14 protein-coding genes are annotated in these 14,415 nt (G+C 71.0%); 7 read left to right on the forward strand and 7 right to left on the reverse strand.

What is annotated here, in order from left to right:
• Positions 1-38: 38 nt before the first annotated feature.
• The 3 genes from ACWDRB_RS14555 to ACWDRB_RS14565 form a co-directional block, all read right to left on the reverse strand.
• On the reverse strand, positions 39-842 hold the full coding sequence (locus ACWDRB_RS14555; protein ID WP_350728449.1) for a tryptophan 2,3-dioxygenase: 804 nt from the start codon (positions 840-842) through the stop codon (positions 39-41).
• Between the two features lie 99 nt (positions 843-941).
• Positions 942-1,139 (reverse strand): zf-HC2 domain-containing protein, encoded by a 198-nt coding sequence (locus tag ACWDRB_RS14560; protein WP_449893948.1) that lies wholly within the window; start codon positions 1,137-1,139, stop codon positions 942-944.
• A complete protein-coding gene (locus ACWDRB_RS14565; RefSeq protein WP_185071037.1) occupies positions 1,139-1,684 on the reverse strand; it encodes a sigma-70 family RNA polymerase sigma factor in 546 nt (181 codons plus the stop codon). Before ACWDRB_RS14565 ends, ACWDRB_RS14560 begins: the two co-directional genes overlap by 1 nt.
• A 181-nt stretch (positions 1,685-1,865) precedes the next feature.
• On the opposite strand from ACWDRB_RS14565, the gene ACWDRB_RS14570 reads away from it, so the two are divergent.
• From ACWDRB_RS14570 to ACWDRB_RS14590, 5 genes are all read left to right on the forward strand, one after another.
• Positions 1,866-2,450, forward strand: coding sequence for a DUF4142 domain-containing protein (locus ACWDRB_RS14570; protein WP_364243891.1), 585 nt, complete (start codon positions 1,866-1,868; stop codon positions 2,448-2,450).
• A complete protein-coding gene (locus tag ACWDRB_RS14575; RefSeq protein ID WP_449893951.1) occupies positions 2,447-3,961 on the forward strand; it encodes a DUF1996 domain-containing protein in 1,515 nt (504 codons plus the stop codon). Before ACWDRB_RS14570 ends, ACWDRB_RS14575 begins: the two co-directional genes overlap by 4 nt.
• Positions 3,962-4,105: 144 nt before the next feature.
• A complete protein-coding gene (locus ACWDRB_RS14580) occupies positions 4,106-4,885 on the forward strand; it encodes a hypothetical protein (protein ID WP_449893953.1) in 780 nt (259 codons plus the stop codon).
• Positions 4,886-4,931: 46 nt separating this feature from the next.
• Positions 4,932-6,575 (forward strand): NADH-ubiquinone oxidoreductase-F iron-sulfur binding region domain-containing protein, encoded by a 1,644-nt coding sequence (locus tag ACWDRB_RS14585; protein ID WP_449893955.1) that lies wholly within the window; start codon positions 4,932-4,934, stop codon positions 6,573-6,575.
• A gap of 88 nt (positions 6,576-6,663) precedes the next feature.
• A complete protein-coding gene (locus ACWDRB_RS14590; protein ID WP_449893957.1) occupies positions 6,664-8,085 on the forward strand; it encodes an FAD-binding oxidoreductase in 1,422 nt (473 codons plus the stop codon).
• On the opposite strand, the gene ACWDRB_RS14595 is transcribed toward ACWDRB_RS14590, so the two are convergent.
• The 4 genes from ACWDRB_RS14595 to ACWDRB_RS14610 all read right to left on the reverse strand — a co-directional run bounded on the left by ACWDRB_RS14595 (position 8,082) and on the right by ACWDRB_RS14610 (position 12,296).
• Positions 8,082-8,921, reverse strand: coding sequence for a L,D-transpeptidase family protein (locus ACWDRB_RS14595; protein ID WP_449893959.1), 840 nt, complete (start codon positions 8,919-8,921; stop codon positions 8,082-8,084). The two genes, ACWDRB_RS14590 and ACWDRB_RS14595, sit on opposite strands and share 4 nt — an antisense overlap.
• 134 nt (positions 8,922-9,055) lie before the next feature.
• Positions 9,056-9,832 carry an ABC transporter permease gene (locus ACWDRB_RS14600; RefSeq protein WP_449893961.1) on the reverse strand — a complete coding sequence of 259 codons (777 nt, stop codon included), beginning with the start codon at positions 9,830-9,832 and terminating at the stop codon, positions 9,056-9,058.
• Positions 9,829-11,382, reverse strand: coding sequence for an ABC transporter permease subunit (locus ACWDRB_RS14605; protein ID WP_449893963.1), 1,554 nt, complete (start codon positions 11,380-11,382; stop codon positions 9,829-9,831). Before ACWDRB_RS14605 ends, ACWDRB_RS14600 begins: the two co-directional genes overlap by 4 nt.
• Positions 11,379-12,296 carry an ATP-binding cassette domain-containing protein gene (locus tag ACWDRB_RS14610; RefSeq protein ID WP_449893965.1) on the reverse strand — a complete coding sequence of 306 codons (918 nt, stop codon included), beginning with the start codon at positions 12,294-12,296 and terminating at the stop codon, positions 11,379-11,381. The genes ACWDRB_RS14605 and ACWDRB_RS14610 overlap by 4 nt, the downstream gene beginning before the upstream one ends.
• 134 nt (positions 12,297-12,430) lie before the next feature.
• Here ACWDRB_RS14610 and ACWDRB_RS14615 point away from each other — a divergent pair, with 134 nt between their 5' ends.
• The gene (locus tag ACWDRB_RS14615; RefSeq protein WP_449893967.1) at positions 12,431-13,750 is read left to right on the forward strand and encodes a sensor histidine kinase; all 1,320 of its coding nucleotides are present in this window, start codon (positions 12,431-12,433) and stop codon (positions 13,748-13,750) included.
• A complete protein-coding gene (locus ACWDRB_RS14620; protein ID WP_449893969.1) occupies positions 13,747-14,412 on the forward strand; it encodes a response regulator in 666 nt (221 codons plus the stop codon). The genes ACWDRB_RS14615 and ACWDRB_RS14620 overlap by 4 nt, the downstream gene beginning before the upstream one ends.
• Positions 14,413-14,415: the final 3 nt, after the last annotated feature.

The raw sequence follows: 14,415 nt of genomic DNA on the forward strand, positions 1-14,415 counted from the left end.
TTCGGTCTCACTCCTTTGTGAGGGTTTGCCAAAGCTGTTCATAGCCAGGCCCTTAGCTCCCACAGCAGCGGGAAGTAGTGCAAACGCGTTCTGCCGCGTAGATAGGGGGCGCCTGTCGAGCCGCCGGTGCCCGACTTGGTGCCGATTTGGCGTTCGACCATCTGGACATGACGCGTCCGCCACTGCGCGGCGGTCGCGTCGTGCGTCAGCAGGTCTTCGGCCAGTTGCCACAGGTCGTCGTACGACCCGCGGTCCCTCGCCACGGCCAGCAGCGAGCCCATGATCTCGTCGTCGGAGACCGGCAGGCCACGCTGGGAGAGGGCGGTGAGGTAAGCATCCCACAGCGAGGGCTCCTCCAGCCTGCGGCGCAGCCGTGCGAGCTCCGTGTCGCTGGCGTGCCTGAAGCTGCCGAGATAGCGCTCGTCCTTCAGCCCGGACAGGAACTCCAGCTCCCGGAACTGCACCGACTGGAAGCCGCTGGCGGGCGCCAGCTTCTCCCGGAACATGAGGAAGTCCTGGGGCGTCATCGTCTCCAGGACGTCCACCTGCTCGATCAGCACCTTCTCGACCGCGTGCACCCGTCGGAACAGGTGCCTGGCCCGCCAGAGCTCGCCGGCGAACATGGCCTCGCGGGCGTTCTCCAGCTCGTGGAGCAGCAGCTTGAACCACAGCTCGTAGACCTGGTGGATGGTGATGAAGAGCAGCTCGTCGGGCGCTTCCGACTGTGGCCGTTGCTGTGCGAGAAGCGCGGGCAGGCGAAGATAGCCGCCATACGACAGCCGGCCGCCTTCCTCGCCGAACCGCCGATGCGGGGGAACGGGCGCATCTCCGTCGATGCCCACCGAACACCTCCCCCTGACCGTCCGGTCACGCTACACCGGACGCAACGCCTCGCCGTACCGATACCACCCGAAAAGGGCACAGACGTCAACGTACAGACGTCAGCGTGACATCGACCTCGGGGGGTCGTCGTCGGAGGCTGCGGGAGCGTTCTTGAGCTCGTCGAGCTCTTCCGGAAGCTCGGCAAGCTCAACCAGCTCCGCCTGGCATCTCTCACATGTATCGAGGTGGCGTTCGAAGGCCTCGTGCTCATCCTCATCGAGGACTCCGAGGACATAGGCAGCCACCTCGTCATGCATCAGCCGGCTACCCCCTTGTCCCGCAGCAGTTCGCGGAGAGCCCGGATCCCGTAATAGAGCCGGGACTTCACCGTGCCCGGAGGTATCCCCAGTATCTCCGCCGCTTCACTAATCGTACGGTCTCGGAGGTAGGTCTGCTCTATGACTTCGCGGTGTTCTTCAGAGAGGCTGCGAAGGGCGTCGGCGACGACCATCCGCGACAGAGCTCGCTCCGAGCCGTCGGGTACGGCCATCATGTCGACTTCGGGCGGCTCGACCTCTTGAGGCCGGACGCTCTTCCGTCGACGTCCATCGATAACGATGCGGCGGGCTACCGTCAGTAGCCACGCCCATATAAGGCTTGGTTCCCACTGCAGTCTTGCCGAGTTTTTCCAGGCTCGGACGAGCGTCTCCTGCACCACGTCTTCGGCCCATTGAAGGTCGTTACCTGTCGATTTGCGTACGTGGCGCAGCAGAGGGCCGCCGAACTCCTGGTAAAGCACCGCGATGCGATGCTCCGCCTCGGCATCCGCACTCTCGAACCTGCCGTCGAGGTGACCTAGCACGGGGCACATCTTTACACCTTCGTTATCTCAGCGGTAGCCACTCCGATAACTCCAGTCATTTCTAACTATCTCCGGCCATGTGCTGAACCAAGCCCGAGAGACCCGCGTACCTCCGACCATGCACAGGCTTTTGCGCGGTGGCGAGCTGTTCATGCTCGGTGGCTTCGTCGTGGCGGCCGCGGTGACGATCGTGCTGGTCATGCCGCCTTCGATCGATCCCGCCGCCACTGCGGCGACCCAGACATCATCGGGGCCCGTCACGGCCGCCGACCGTGACCTGCTCATCAAGGTGCGGCAGGCCGGTCTCTGGGAGATGCCCGCGGGCGACTATGCCCAGACCCGCGCCGAGTCCCAGCGCGTCAAGGAAGTCGGCAGGCTGATCATGCAGGACCACCAGAGGCTGGACCTGCTGACACGGCAAACCGCCAAGAAGCTCGGTGTGGCACTGCCCAGCGAGCCCAACGCCGATCAGCAGAGCTGGATGGCCCAGCTGGCTGCGGAGCGCGGACCCGCCTTCGACCAGGACTTCGCGAACCTGTTGCGTGCCGCGCACGGCAAGGTCTTCACCGTCGTGGCGGCTGTACGGGCCGGTACGCGCAACGCGGAGATCAGGAAGTTCGCCCAGGAAGGCATCAACTTCGTCATGCGCCACATGACGCTCCTGGAGTCCACCGGCCTGGTCGATCACACGCAGTTGCCCGAGCCTCCGACGCCCTCACCAGCTCCACCCGTCGCGATGGCGGTTGAAAAGAGGAGAGACGCATGACGAGATCTAGACGCATGGCCTCGGCCGTGTCCGCATTGGCCGTGGTGGCCGGCGGATTGGTGTCCGCGGCCGTCATCGGCGTCGGCCCCGCGCGCGCCGACCACTGCGACCCGGCACAGGCCTCCCAGGAGCAGCAGCAGGGTCAGCGGAACCGGAACAACAACCAGAACCAGGACCAGCAACAAGATCAAGATCAGCAGGGACAGGATCAGAACCAGCAGGACCAGAACCAGAACCAGGATCAGAACGGGCAGAACCAAGGCCAGAACAACAACCAGAACCAGCAGGACCAGAACAACAACCAGCAGAACAACAACCAGCAGAACGGCCAGCAGCAGAACGACCAGCAGCAGGGCCAGCAGCAGGACCAGAACGGCGACCAGCAGCAGAACGCCGACCAGCAGGGCCAGGGCGGCGGGCGCGCCGTGCTCGACCCGGCCCAGAACCCCGACGCCCAGAACCCGGACCCGGAGCAGACCGCCGAGACGTTCGGCCGCCGCAACCGGCCGACCCAGAACCCGGGCCAGGGCAACAACGGCAACAACGGTAATAACGGGAACAATGGCAACAACGGGAACAACGGGAACGGAAGCGCCTCCCCCAGCCCGTCCCCCACAGCGTCCGACGAGGACCACAACGAATGCGCCGACCTGGGCCCGTTCGTCGAGGACTTCGTCAACATCCGCCAGGTAGCGCCGCGTCAGCTTGACGCCCGCATCGGCAGGGGCGGCTCGCGCGGCTCCTTCGTCTCCCAGTGCGGGACGAACCGCAACGGCCACAACAACCCGGACAACTTCATCGTCGCGCCGGGCGTGAGCAACGGAGCCCACCACCTCCACGACTACGTGGGCAACCTGTCAACGGACGGCTTCTCCACGGACGAGAGCCTGGCCGCCGCGGGCACCACGTGCCGGCAGGGCGACAAATCCACCTACTTCTGGCCGGTCCTCAGAGACCGCAAGGTGGACGTGAACACCGAGGACGCGGACGGCAACGTCGGCCAGGTGCTGCGCGCACGCTCCGTGACGCTCCAGTTCCGCGGCAACGCCACCTCCCAGGTCGTCGCGATGCCGAGGTTCCTCAGGCTGATCACCGGTGACGCCAAGGCCGCCACCAACGGCGCCGGCAACGCCAGGGCCGCCTGGAGCTGCACGGGATTCCAAAACCGCATAAGTCCCGACAAATATCCGCTTTGCCCGCGCAGCAGCCAAGTCGTTCGTATTCTGGACTTCCCTAGCTGCTGGGACGGCCAGAACACTGATAGCGCCAATCACCGAACGCACGTGGTCTTCCCTGGACAGGGTGGCGCCTGCCCGCAAGGAACTAAGGCGGTGCCGGCTTTGCGCATGACCCTCACGTACACCGTGCCGCAAGGCCCGTCATTCGCAGTGGACGCCTTCCCTGAACAGAAGCACAACCCCATCACCGACCACGCCGACTTCGCGAACGTGATGCCCGACCGGCTGATGCAGTTCGTCGTCTCTTGCATCAACCGGGGCCGCCGATGCTGATCTGAAAGCCCTCACGGGCTACCCAGCCTTCCGAGTCGCACCCTCACCCGACCTTGGAGGGAACCTTAGATGCTCCACAGACGACACCCCCGGCACACTCCCACCAAGTTAGACACCCGCAGTGTCCGACTGGGAGCCAGCGCCATGGTCATGGCAGTCGTGCTGTCGGCGTTCGCGCTGACCAGGACAGACCGTGGCATAGCAATCCTCGGCCGGGTGGTCGGCTTCCTCGAGTTCTACGTGGGCGTGATGGCCCTGGTGACCTTCACCGCGACCGTCGCGCTCGGCATCATCACCACCGAGCGGGTCTTCCTGTCTCCAGTCAACCGGGTCAGGTCGCAGCTCGCCCACAAGGCCTTCGGCCTTCTCGGGATGATCTTCCTGATCACGCACATCTCCCTCATGATCAGCCTGGGCCACGTGCCGCCGGGCGCGGCGGTCGTCCCGATCGCCGGAATCAACAAGGGTCTCGGCATCCTGGCCTTCGACATGATGATCGTGGCCGTGGCCACGGGACTGCTCAGGAGGCGCTGGGCGGCGAAGGCCAGGCCATGGATGTGGCGGGTGATGCACTCGGTCGCGTACCTGGGCTGGCCCGTCGCCATCATGCACGGCCTGACGGCCGGCCGTCCGCCGGCCGGCTGGGTGGCCTGGTCCTACGTGGCCAGCATCGCGGCGGTCGGCGGAGCGCTGGTCATCCGCGTGCTGGCCGCGGCCTTCCGGCCGCCGGTCACGCTCGAGAAGATCCAGGGGCCGGCGGTGACCAACCCCGCCGCCATGGGCGTACCCGCCGAGCAGCCGCAGAAGGTCGCAGCCGGGGCCGCCGCCACGGGCCCGGCTCAGGCCCAAGCTCAGGCTCAGGCCCAGAGAAGAAACGCACCAGTGAGCCTCGCCGAGCGGCGCAGGTACCGGGAGGCGGGATGAGACCGCCGGCCATCTGGATGACCCCCGCAACCCGACAGGAGCGATCGTGATTCCGGCCCGAGTGCCGCGGGTCTTACGGATGGGTCCGGCCCGGCTGACCGCCGGGCTGGACCAGACCCGCCGACTGGACTTGCCCGCCCACCGCACCCTCCACGGTTCCCCCAAGCCGCGCGACCTGGATCAGCTCATCTCGATGGCCAACGAGGTGGACATGCGCGGCCGGGGCGGCGCGGCGTTCCCGTTCGCGCGCAAGCTGCGGGCCGTCGCCGACGCGGTGGGCTCGAGCGGCGAGTGCGTCGTCCTCATCAACGGCGCCGAGGGCGAGCCGGCCAGCTCCAAGGACGCCATGCTGCTCACCCGCAACCCCCACCTGGTCCTCGACGGCGCCGTGCTGGCCGCCGAGGCGCTGGGCGCCCGCGAGGTGGTTCTCGCCACGGCCGGCGGCGAGGTCGCCGAGGCGTCCGTCAACGCCGCCGTGGACGAGCGCCGGGCCGCGAACGTCGCCGGCGGCGCGGAGAGCCGCATCCCGATCCGGGTGGTCGGGATCAAGGAGCGGTTCATCTCCGGCGAGGGCGGCGCGCTCGTCAACGCCGTCAACGGCGAGATAGGCATCCCGCCCGGCCGCAAGAGGCGCGCCGCGATCAGCGGCGTGGACGGGCTGCCGACCCTGCTGTCCAACACGGAGACGTACGCGCAGCTGGCGCTGCTGGCCGAGCTCGGCCCGGAGAGGTACGCCGAGGTCGGCACGCCCAAGGAGCCCGGCACCATCCTGCTCACCGTCAGCGGCGGCGCGGCCAACGGCGCGGTCATCGAGGCGCCGACCGGCACGTACCTGGCGGACGTGCTCGCGCTCACCGAGGCCGAGATCGGCGACGGGGTGCTCATCGGGGGCTACCACGGCGCCTGGCTGTCGGCCGAGGTGGCGCAGACGGCCGTGATCTCGCGCGAGGGCATGAAGCTCGCCGGCGCGACCCTGGGGGCCGGGATCATCGTCCCGCTCGGCGAGTCGACGTGCTCGCTGGGCGAGGCCGCCCGAGTCACCTCCTACCTGGCGGGCGAGTCGGCCGGCCAGTGCGGCCCGTGCCGGCTCGGCCTGCCGGACCTGGCGTGGGCCATGAACGCGCTGGTCGAGGGCAGCGGCTCCGTGGACGCCGTACGACGCTGCGTGCGCGGCGTCGAGCGGCGGGGGGCGTGCTTCCACCCGGACGGCACGGCCAAGTTCGTGCTGTCGGCGCTGGACGCGTTCGAGAGCGAGATCGCGCTCCACCTCGAGCACGGTTCGTGCGGCCGGCCGGTCCGCGGCGCGTTGCCGATGCCCGAGCCCGAGAAGGACTACGTGGAGTACCGGCTGGAGGTCGACTGGTCCCGCTGCGCGGGACACGGACTCTGCGCCCATCTGCTGCCGGAGTTCGTGGAACTGGACGACTACGGGTTCCCGTCGTTCAGGACCGTCCCGGGCTGGATGGCCAAGGAGGCGCGGCGCACGGTCGAGATGTGCCCCGCGCTGGCCCTGCGGATGGTCCAGACCACGGGAGACGGTCACGGTGGTCCGGCTCCGAAGCCGTCCGCCTCGCCGCTGCGGCTCGTCAAGGACGGAGCTCTCAAGAAGTCCGAGAAGAGCGGCCCGCCGCGGCTCACCCGGGTGGGGGGCGTCACCCCCAGGAGCGCGTTCGGAGGGAGCGCCGGCTGAACCCTGAAGTGATGGAGATGTGACCAAACCTGGCGGGTCATCCGGACGTCTTACCGAGCGGCTCAACACCGATCACACGGAGGCGTCCATGGACCGCCGGGACTTTCTGCATGTCGCCGCGCTCGCCCCGCTGGCCGCCACCGCGCGGCCCACCGGCACGTCCGGGCTCTCCGCGCCGCCGCCCAACTGGGCGCGGCTGCGGAGACAGCTGAAGGGCACGCTCGTGCTGCCGGGCGACGCCGGGTACGACACCGCGCGCCGCCTGTACAACCCCGCCTACGACCGGATCCGGCCGGGCGGGGTCGCTTATTGCGCGAGCGCGGCCGACGTGTCGGCGTGCCTGACGTTCGCGCGCACCGGCGGCGTGCCGGTCACCACCCGTTCGGGAGGTCACTCCTACGCGGGCTGGTCCACGGGCCCAGGGCTGGTGATCGACGTGTCCAGGATGAGCTCGGTCGCCTATGCGGGCGGCCGGGCCACGGTCGGCGCGGGCGCCAAGCTGATCGACGTCTACGACAAGCTCGCCCGCCACGGCGTGAGCATCCCCGCGGGCTCCTGTCCCACGGTCGGGGTCGGCGGTCTCACGCTGGGCGGGGGCATCGGCGTGGTGTCCCGGAAGTACGGGCTCACCTGCGACAACCTCCAGTCGGTACGCGTCGTCACGGCCGACGGCCGGACGCTGGACTGCGACGCCGCGCGCAACGCCGGCCTCTACTGGGCCTGCAGGGGCGGCGGCGGCGGGAACTTCGGCGTGGCGGTGTCCTTCACGTTCAGGACGTTCGCGGCGCGCGACGTCACGGTGTTCTTCCTGCACTGGCCGTGGGCCAAGGCGGGGGCCGCGGTCAAGGCGTGGCAGTCGTGGGGGCCTTCGGCGCCGGACGAGCTGTGGTCCTCGCTGCACCTGGGACGCTCGGGCGGCGGCCTGGACGTCGCGATCGTCGGCACGTACGTGGGCGGCAGGCCCGCGCTCGACCGGCTGCTGGCCCCGCTCGTCGGCAAGATCGGGCAGCCCTCCTCCCGCTCGGCCCGGACGGTCCCCTATCTGGACGGCATGAAGATCATGGGCGGCTGCGCGGCCATGTCGATCGCCGAGTGCCGGCGGATGCCGCGGGAGGCGTTCGCGGCCAAGTCGCACATGGCGTACCGGAAGCTGCCGGCGGACGGCGTGCGGGCGCTGGTGGACGGGGTGGCGCGAGGCGGGCGGCACTCGGTGCTGCTGGACGCCATGGGCGGGGCCATCGGCCGGGTCGGTCCGGCGGACACGGCGTTCCCGCATCGGGCGGCGCTTTACAGCGTGCAGTATTACGCGGAGGGGACGGATCGGCGGTGGCTGCGCGGGCTACATTCCGACATGTCGCCATTTTTCGGGGATCATGCTTATGTTAATTACATCGACCCCGATTTGAGTAATTGGCGAAATGCGTACTACGGGCCCAATGCGGCCCGGCTGGCCGAGGTGAAATCCACGTACGACCCCGGCCGGCTGTTCCGGCTGCCCCAGGGCATCTAGATCTGTCCGCGTACGTACACCGGCTCCCCCTCCTTCACCATGTTGAACACGCGCACGGACGTCGACAGCGGCATGCGTACGCAGCCGTGCGAGGCGGGCCTGAGCGGCACCTCCGTCGAGCCGTGCATGGCGATGCCGCCGACGAAGTAGAGCGAGTTGAACATCGAGCCCAGCAGGCCCGTCGTCCAGCCGGGCGCCTTCCTGGTCACCCGGAAGTCGCCCACCGGCGTGACGGCGTTGCCGCAGTGGCCCTTCTCGCAGTACTGCACCTCGGCGCCGGTGGAGACGTGGGTGACCAGCACCGGGCGGTTGTCGCGATAGATGGTGAGCAACTGGCGGGTCAGGCTGATCTCGATCCGGTTCGCGCCGCCCTGCGGCACCAGCGGGCGCAGGCCCTTGCTCCGCCTGAGCGCCGCCCACGTCTTCGGCCCCACCTCGCCCCTCGGCACCATCCCCCTGCTCTTGTGCAACCCCCAGACCGCGTACCTCGTCTGCTCGTCATAGACGCCGTGCGCCTGGCCGAAGTAGAAGCCGCCGTCGTGCAGGCGCCGCTGGAGCTGCCTGACCATCTCGCCCCGGTCACCCGGCCGCAGCACACCGATCTTCCCGGCGCGGGCGCCCTTGACGCCCTTGACCACCCGGACCTGCTTCACCGGCTCCGGCACCGTCTCCGGCACCGTCTCCACCGCCGGGACCGGCATCACGTCCGGCACCGCCTCCACCGCCGGGACGCCCGTGTCGGTCTGGACGCCCGGGTCCCCCTGCGGGAGCTCGTCCGCCAGAGCGGGCGCCGCGGCCAGCAGCGGCAGAAAACATCCCGCGGCCAGCGCCGCCATTCCCCTTATCCTCATAAATCGACGCGTACCCAGATCGCCGATAATTCATATCCAACGGGAGGTTTTGTCAAGCAAAGTCCGCGAGAATATCAATTCCGGTAAATACCGGCATTTCCGCTTTATTCGCTATTCGATCACGCGTCGCGGTACCGGAGGAGCAGACCGCCCCCCACGAGGGAGGCGGCGGACCACGCGGCGAGGACGCCGAGGCCCGCCCACGGTCCGATGGGGAGGGACGCGAGATCCACGGTCGTCTGGACGGCCAGCCCGGCGTTCGTCGGGGACAGCGTCCACAGGAGCCGCCGCACCTCGGGGTCCGCGACCATGAGGATCACGACCGGGAACACGTACAGGAGCCCGATCACGACCCCGGCGGCCGCGGCCGAGTCGCGTACGGCGGTGGCCAGGCCGAGGCTCAGCAGCGCGATCAGCACCAGGTAGAGGACCGAGCCCACGGCGGCGCGCAGGGTCGGCCCGTCGGCCAGCGACAGCGGCGGGTAGCCGTGCGCGGCCGTGAAGCCGCTGCCCGGCAGCAGGAGCCGCCCCGCCAGCACGGACCCGAGCACCGCGAGGGTCCCCGCGCCCAGCGTGAGCCCGCCGACCACCACCGCCTTGGCGGCCAGGGCGGTGGCCCGGCGCGGCATCGCGGTGAGGCTGGTGCGGATCATGCCTGTGCTGTACTCGCCGCAGACCGCCACCACGGCCAGCAGCGCCACCATCGCCTGGCCCAGCTGGACCCCGACGAGGCTGATCCTGGCCGCGTCCTGCCCACATCCCGCCGTCGCGCAGGACACGACGGCCGCCGCGAGGGCGCTCAGGGCCACGGTCAGCACGACGGCCCCGGCCGGCAGCCACCCGGGCCCCGCCACCGTCCGCAGCTTGGTCCACTCGGCGTGTATCTCGCGTCTCATACGTCCCTCCGGCGCAACCGGTGGGCGGCCAGGGCCAGGGCGAGCGCGGCGTACGCGCACAGGACCGCGAACCCCGCCCAGGGCGGCAGCGGGAAGAAGCCCTCCGCCGGGGCGAACCGGGCGGTCATCTGCTCGTACGTGACCGTGCTCTGCTGGATCGCGAAGCCCGCCGCCGGAGTGAGCCGCAGCAGCCACCGCGCCACCTCGTCGGGCAGCAGCGACGCGGTCGCCAGCAGGTACGGGACGACGATCGCCACGATGGCCGCGATGACGGCCACCGCGCTGCGCCGGAACAGCGACCCGAGAGCGAGCGCGAAGACCGCCACCACGGCGAGCAGCGCGGCGGTCCCGGCGATCACCCGCAGCCCAGTGAGCGGTGCCAGGGGCGCGAGGACGTTGCCGTTGCCCGCCAGGAGAGCCCGTCCGACCGGCACCGTGACGGCGGCGGCGACCAGCCCGAAGACGAAGACGGCCACGGAGATCACGACGGCCTTGGCCGCCAGCGCCCGGCCGCGCCGCGGGGCGGCCAGCAGGGTGGTGCGGATGAGCCCGCGCCGGTACTCCGCGGTGACGAACGACACCGCGACCACGATGACGACGACCAGCCCCGCCAGCACCCCGGTCAGGACGCGCTCGGCGGGCATGCCCTCCAGAGCCGGCGCGATGTCGCCGACTCCCGTGATCCTGAACGTGTCACCGGAGCGCACGAGCCCGCCCGGGTGGTGCGGGGTGCCGTCGACCTCGAGCGTGACGCCGATGTCGTCGCGGGTCCACGAACCCCCGGAGGACACGCCCCGCACGCTGACCTGGTCCATGTCGGCGGTGACCTCGGCGAAGCGGGAGGCCGTCGCGGCCCCGCCGATCACGTTGGAGGTCACGGTCAGGTCGCCGGGAGAGGCCGCGAACAGCCCGACGCGGACCCTCCCGGTCGCCATCCGGGCGGTGCCCACCCTGGTCCACCGCGAGCCGTCGGCCGACTCCTCGCCGACGATCGTCTCGCCGGTGCGGGTCAGCCGCAGCCACCGCGGAGCCCCGCCGGGCCGCCCCGCCACGTCCTCGGTGAAGTCGTGCTGCATCCGCACCCCGTGGCTGCCGGTGACCATCACCGCCGCGTACGCGGCTCCCTGGCGGACGCTCTGCTTGATCATGACCCCGGCCTTGGCCCACGGCGTGACGCCGGGGACGACGTTCCGGACACCGGGGGTCACGTCGGGCTTGCGGAGCTGCCCGGTCAGGTTGTTCACGCGTACGGTGATGCTGCCGTCGCCGTCGAGCTGCTGGTGCACGAAGTAGAACCGGTCCTCCACGGCCTCGCCGCCGGGCCCGGTCGGCGGCGCGGGACAGGGCACCTCGATCGGGCCTTTCATGCAGGAGGAGCGGCTGCCGGTCGCGAAGAGCACCCCGAGCAGGACGATGAGCAGCGTCGTCAGCGTCAGGCCCGCCATCCAGCCGCGTAGCGTGCGGAGCTTGGTCCACTCGGCCCGCAGCAGCTGCGCGAAGCCGTCGCGCCCGGCCCGCAGGCCCGAGCGGTAGGGGGTCACGGCGGTCATCGCGCCGCCCCCTTGAACTCGACCGCGTCCCTGGTGAGGTCCAGGTACGCCTCCTCCAGCGACGCCCGGTGGGCCGCCACCTCGGAGAACGGCACCTCCCGCGAGGCGAGCAGCCGCACGATGTGCTCGGACGCCAGCCCGGAGACGACCAGCGTGTCGCGATCGGTGACGGTCACGGTGCCCCCGGCAGCGGCCAGCACCGACATCGCCTCCGGACGCGCCTGCGTACGCAGCGTGACCCGGTCCCGTGAGGCGGTCGCGATCAGGTCGGCCACGCTGGTGTCCGCGACGACCCGGCCCCTGCCCACCACCACGAGATGGCCGGCGGTGTCCTGGAGCTCGCTCATCAGGTGACTGGACACCAGCACGGCACGCCCCTCCCCGGCCAGCGACCGCAGGAAGCCCCGGATCCACACGATGCCCTCGGGGTCGAGGCCGTTGAACGGCTCGTCCAGCATGAGCACCGGCGGGTCGCCGAGCAGCGCGGCGGCGATGCCGAGGCGCTGGCGCATGCCCAGCGAGTAGCCGCCCGCCCGGCGCCGGGCCGCGGGCGTCAGCCCGACCTGCTCGATCACCTCGTCCACCCGCCCGGCGCCCAGCCCCTGGGAGTGGGCCAGCCACAGGAGGTGGTTGCGCGCGGTGCGGCCCGGTTGCAGCGCGGCCGCGTCCAGCAACGCGCCGACGTGGCTCAGCGGGCTGCGCAGGCTCGCGTACGGGCGCCCGCCGACCAGGGCGTGGCCCTCGTCGGCCGCGTCCAGTCCGAGCACCACCCGCATGGTGGTGGACTTGCCCGCGCCGTTCGGCCCGACGAACCCGGTGACCTGGCCGGGCAGCACGGTGAACGTCATCCCGTCCAGCGCCCGGGTCTGGCCGAACCGCTTGCGCAGGCCGCTGACTTCGATGGTTGCTTCCACGGCAGGCAGACTAGGCAGCGGGCCCGGCCCGGGTCGTCACGCGGCGGAGCGATCTGCGGCATCGCTGGCGCCAGCTACGCCTCGTCCCTCTTACGAGGGATGCCACAATTGCCCGCGCCCGGGACAATGACCTGGTGGAACGAGTGCAGGACCGGAGGGGGAGCCGTATCGTCGCGGTGCCGCTCGCGTGGGCGCGCCGGATCGGGGCGGCCGTGCCGTACGGTCCCGCCGCGGCCCGGCACCTGCCGGTCGTGCTCGGGGTGGCCCTGGCGGTGCTCGCGGTGGCCGAGTCGGTCGTGCAGTCCGGGAGCGCGCCCGCGCTCTCGGAGACCGTGAGCGCGCCGGTGGGCGGTCAGCCCGTGAACCCCGACGCGCTGTCGCCGGCAGGTGACGACACGGCCCCGCTGCTCCTCATGGTGTTCCCCCTGCTCGCGCTGGCCACCACGCTGCCGCTCCCCCTCCTGTGGGCCCAGCCGTCCGTGGCGGCGCTCCTGGCGACCGGGGCGGGCGCGCTGTCGGTCCTGGCCTTCCACACGCTGACCGTGGCGGGCGCGGCGGCGCAGCTGATCGCCGGCTACCGGGCCGGCCGCCACGGTGCGCCGGCGGCGGCCGTGCTCGTCGCGGTGCCGTACCCGGTGCTGGCGGTGGCGATCGGGCCGGGCGAGCGCGTGCGGGCGCTCACGCTGCTCCTCGCCTGCCTGGCCCCGGCGCTGGCGCTGGCCGGGATCGCCGTACGGGCCCGCCGCAGGGCCCGTGCCGACACCGCCGCCCGGCGGGTCATGGCCGACAGCCTGATCGAGCACACCGCCCGAGGCGAGCGCGCCCGCATCGCCCGCGAGCTGCACGACGTGGTCGCCCACCACATCTCCATGGTCGCCGTCCAGGCCGAGACCGCCCGGCTGGCCGTCCCCGGCATGCCGGAGGCGGGCGCGGAGCGGCTGCTGGCCATCGGCGACACCGCGCGGGCGGCGCTGACCGAGATGCGGCGGCTGCTCGGCGTGCTGCGCGAGGACGCCGAGGCCGATTCGGCCCGGCATCCCCAGCCCGGGCTGCGCCTGCACGAGCTCAACGAGCTGCTCGACGAGTCGCGCGAGGCGTCAGGCACGTCCACCCGGCTCGTCCTGCGGGGCTCGCCGGTGGAGCTCGATCCCGGCGTGGAGCTGGCCGCGTACCGGATCATCCAGGAGGCGCTCACCAACGCGCGCCGCCACGCGCCCGGGGCCGCCGTGGACGTGGAGCTCGACTACACCGGCCCCGACCTGCGCCTGCTCGTCCGCGACAACGGCCCGGGGCCGGTGGACCCGGAAGGGGGAGGGCCCAATGGTGGGCACGGCCTGTCCGGGATGCGCGAGCGGGCCGCGGCCGTCGGCGGCGAGCTCCGCACGGGCCCCGCCCAGGGCGGCGGGTTCCTCGTGGAGGCCCGCCTGCCCGGACGGGACGAGGAGGGCGGATGAGCGGGCCCGCCAGGCTCAGGATCGTGATCGCCGACGACCACCTGGTGGTGCGGACGGGGTTCGCCGAGTTGCTCGACACCCAGCCGGACTTCGAGGTCGCGGGCACCGCCGCCGACGGGGCCGAGGCGGTGCGGGTCTGCCGCGACCTGTCCCCCGACGTGGTGCTCATGGACGTGCGCATGCCGGTCATGGACGGCATCGAGGCCACCAGGCGCCTCAACGGCGGGCCGAGGGTGCTCATCCTGACCACGTTCGACCTGGACGAGTACGTCTACGACGCCCTGCGCGCCGGAGCCAGCGGCTTCCTGCTCAAGGACGTCACCGCCGAGCGCCTCTTCGACGCCGTACGCGTGATCGCCGCCGGCGAGGCGCTGCTGGCCCCGGCCGTCACCCGCCGCCTCATCAGCGAGTTCGCCCGCATGGGCGGCCCGAGACCGGCGGCGGAGACGCTGTCCGCGCTGACCCCGCGCGAGACGCAGGTCCTGCGCCTGGTCGCCGAGGGCCTGTCCAACCCCGAGATCGCGGCCAGGCTGGTGGTCACCGAGGAGACGGTCAAGACGCACGTGAGCCGGGTGCTGAACAAGCTCGGCCTGCGCGACAGGACCCAGGCCGTCGTCATGGCGTACGAGACGGGCCTGGTCGTGCCGCGCGGCCGGGCGTGAGCG

It is taken from the genome of Nonomuraea sp. NPDC003707 (assembly GCF_053587055.1).

Bases quoted from the DNA above. Each gene is read 5' to 3' on its own strand.
- ACWDRB_RS14560 (WP_449893948.1), bottom strand. From the start codon at position 1,139: ATGCATGACGAGGTGGCTGCCTATGTCCTCGGAGTCCTCGATGAGGAT.
- ACWDRB_RS14575 (WP_449893951.1), top strand. From the start codon at position 2,447: ATGACGAGATCTAGACGCATGGCCTCGGCCGTGTCCGCATTGGCCGTG.
- ACWDRB_RS14580 (WP_449893953.1), top strand. From the start codon at position 4,106: ATGGTCATGGCAGTCGTGCTGTCGGCGTTCGCGCTGACCAGGACAGAC.
- ACWDRB_RS14590 (WP_449893957.1), top strand. From the start codon at position 6,664: ATGGACCGCCGGGACTTTCTGCATGTCGCCGCGCTCGCCCCGCTGGCC.
- ACWDRB_RS14595 (WP_449893959.1), bottom strand. From the start codon at position 8,921: ATGGCGGCGCTGGCCGCGGGATGTTTTCTGCCGCTGCTGGCCGCGGCG.
- ACWDRB_RS14600 (WP_449893961.1), bottom strand. From the start codon at position 9,832: ATGAGACGCGAGATACACGCCGAGTGGACCAAGCTGCGGACGGTGGCG.
- ACWDRB_RS14605 (WP_449893963.1), bottom strand. From the start codon at position 11,382: ATGACCGCCGTGACCCCCTACCGCTCGGGCCTGCGGGCCGGGCGCGAC.
- ACWDRB_RS14620 (WP_449893969.1), top strand. From the start codon at position 13,747: ATGAGCGGGCCCGCCAGGCTCAGGATCGTGATCGCCGACGACCACCTG.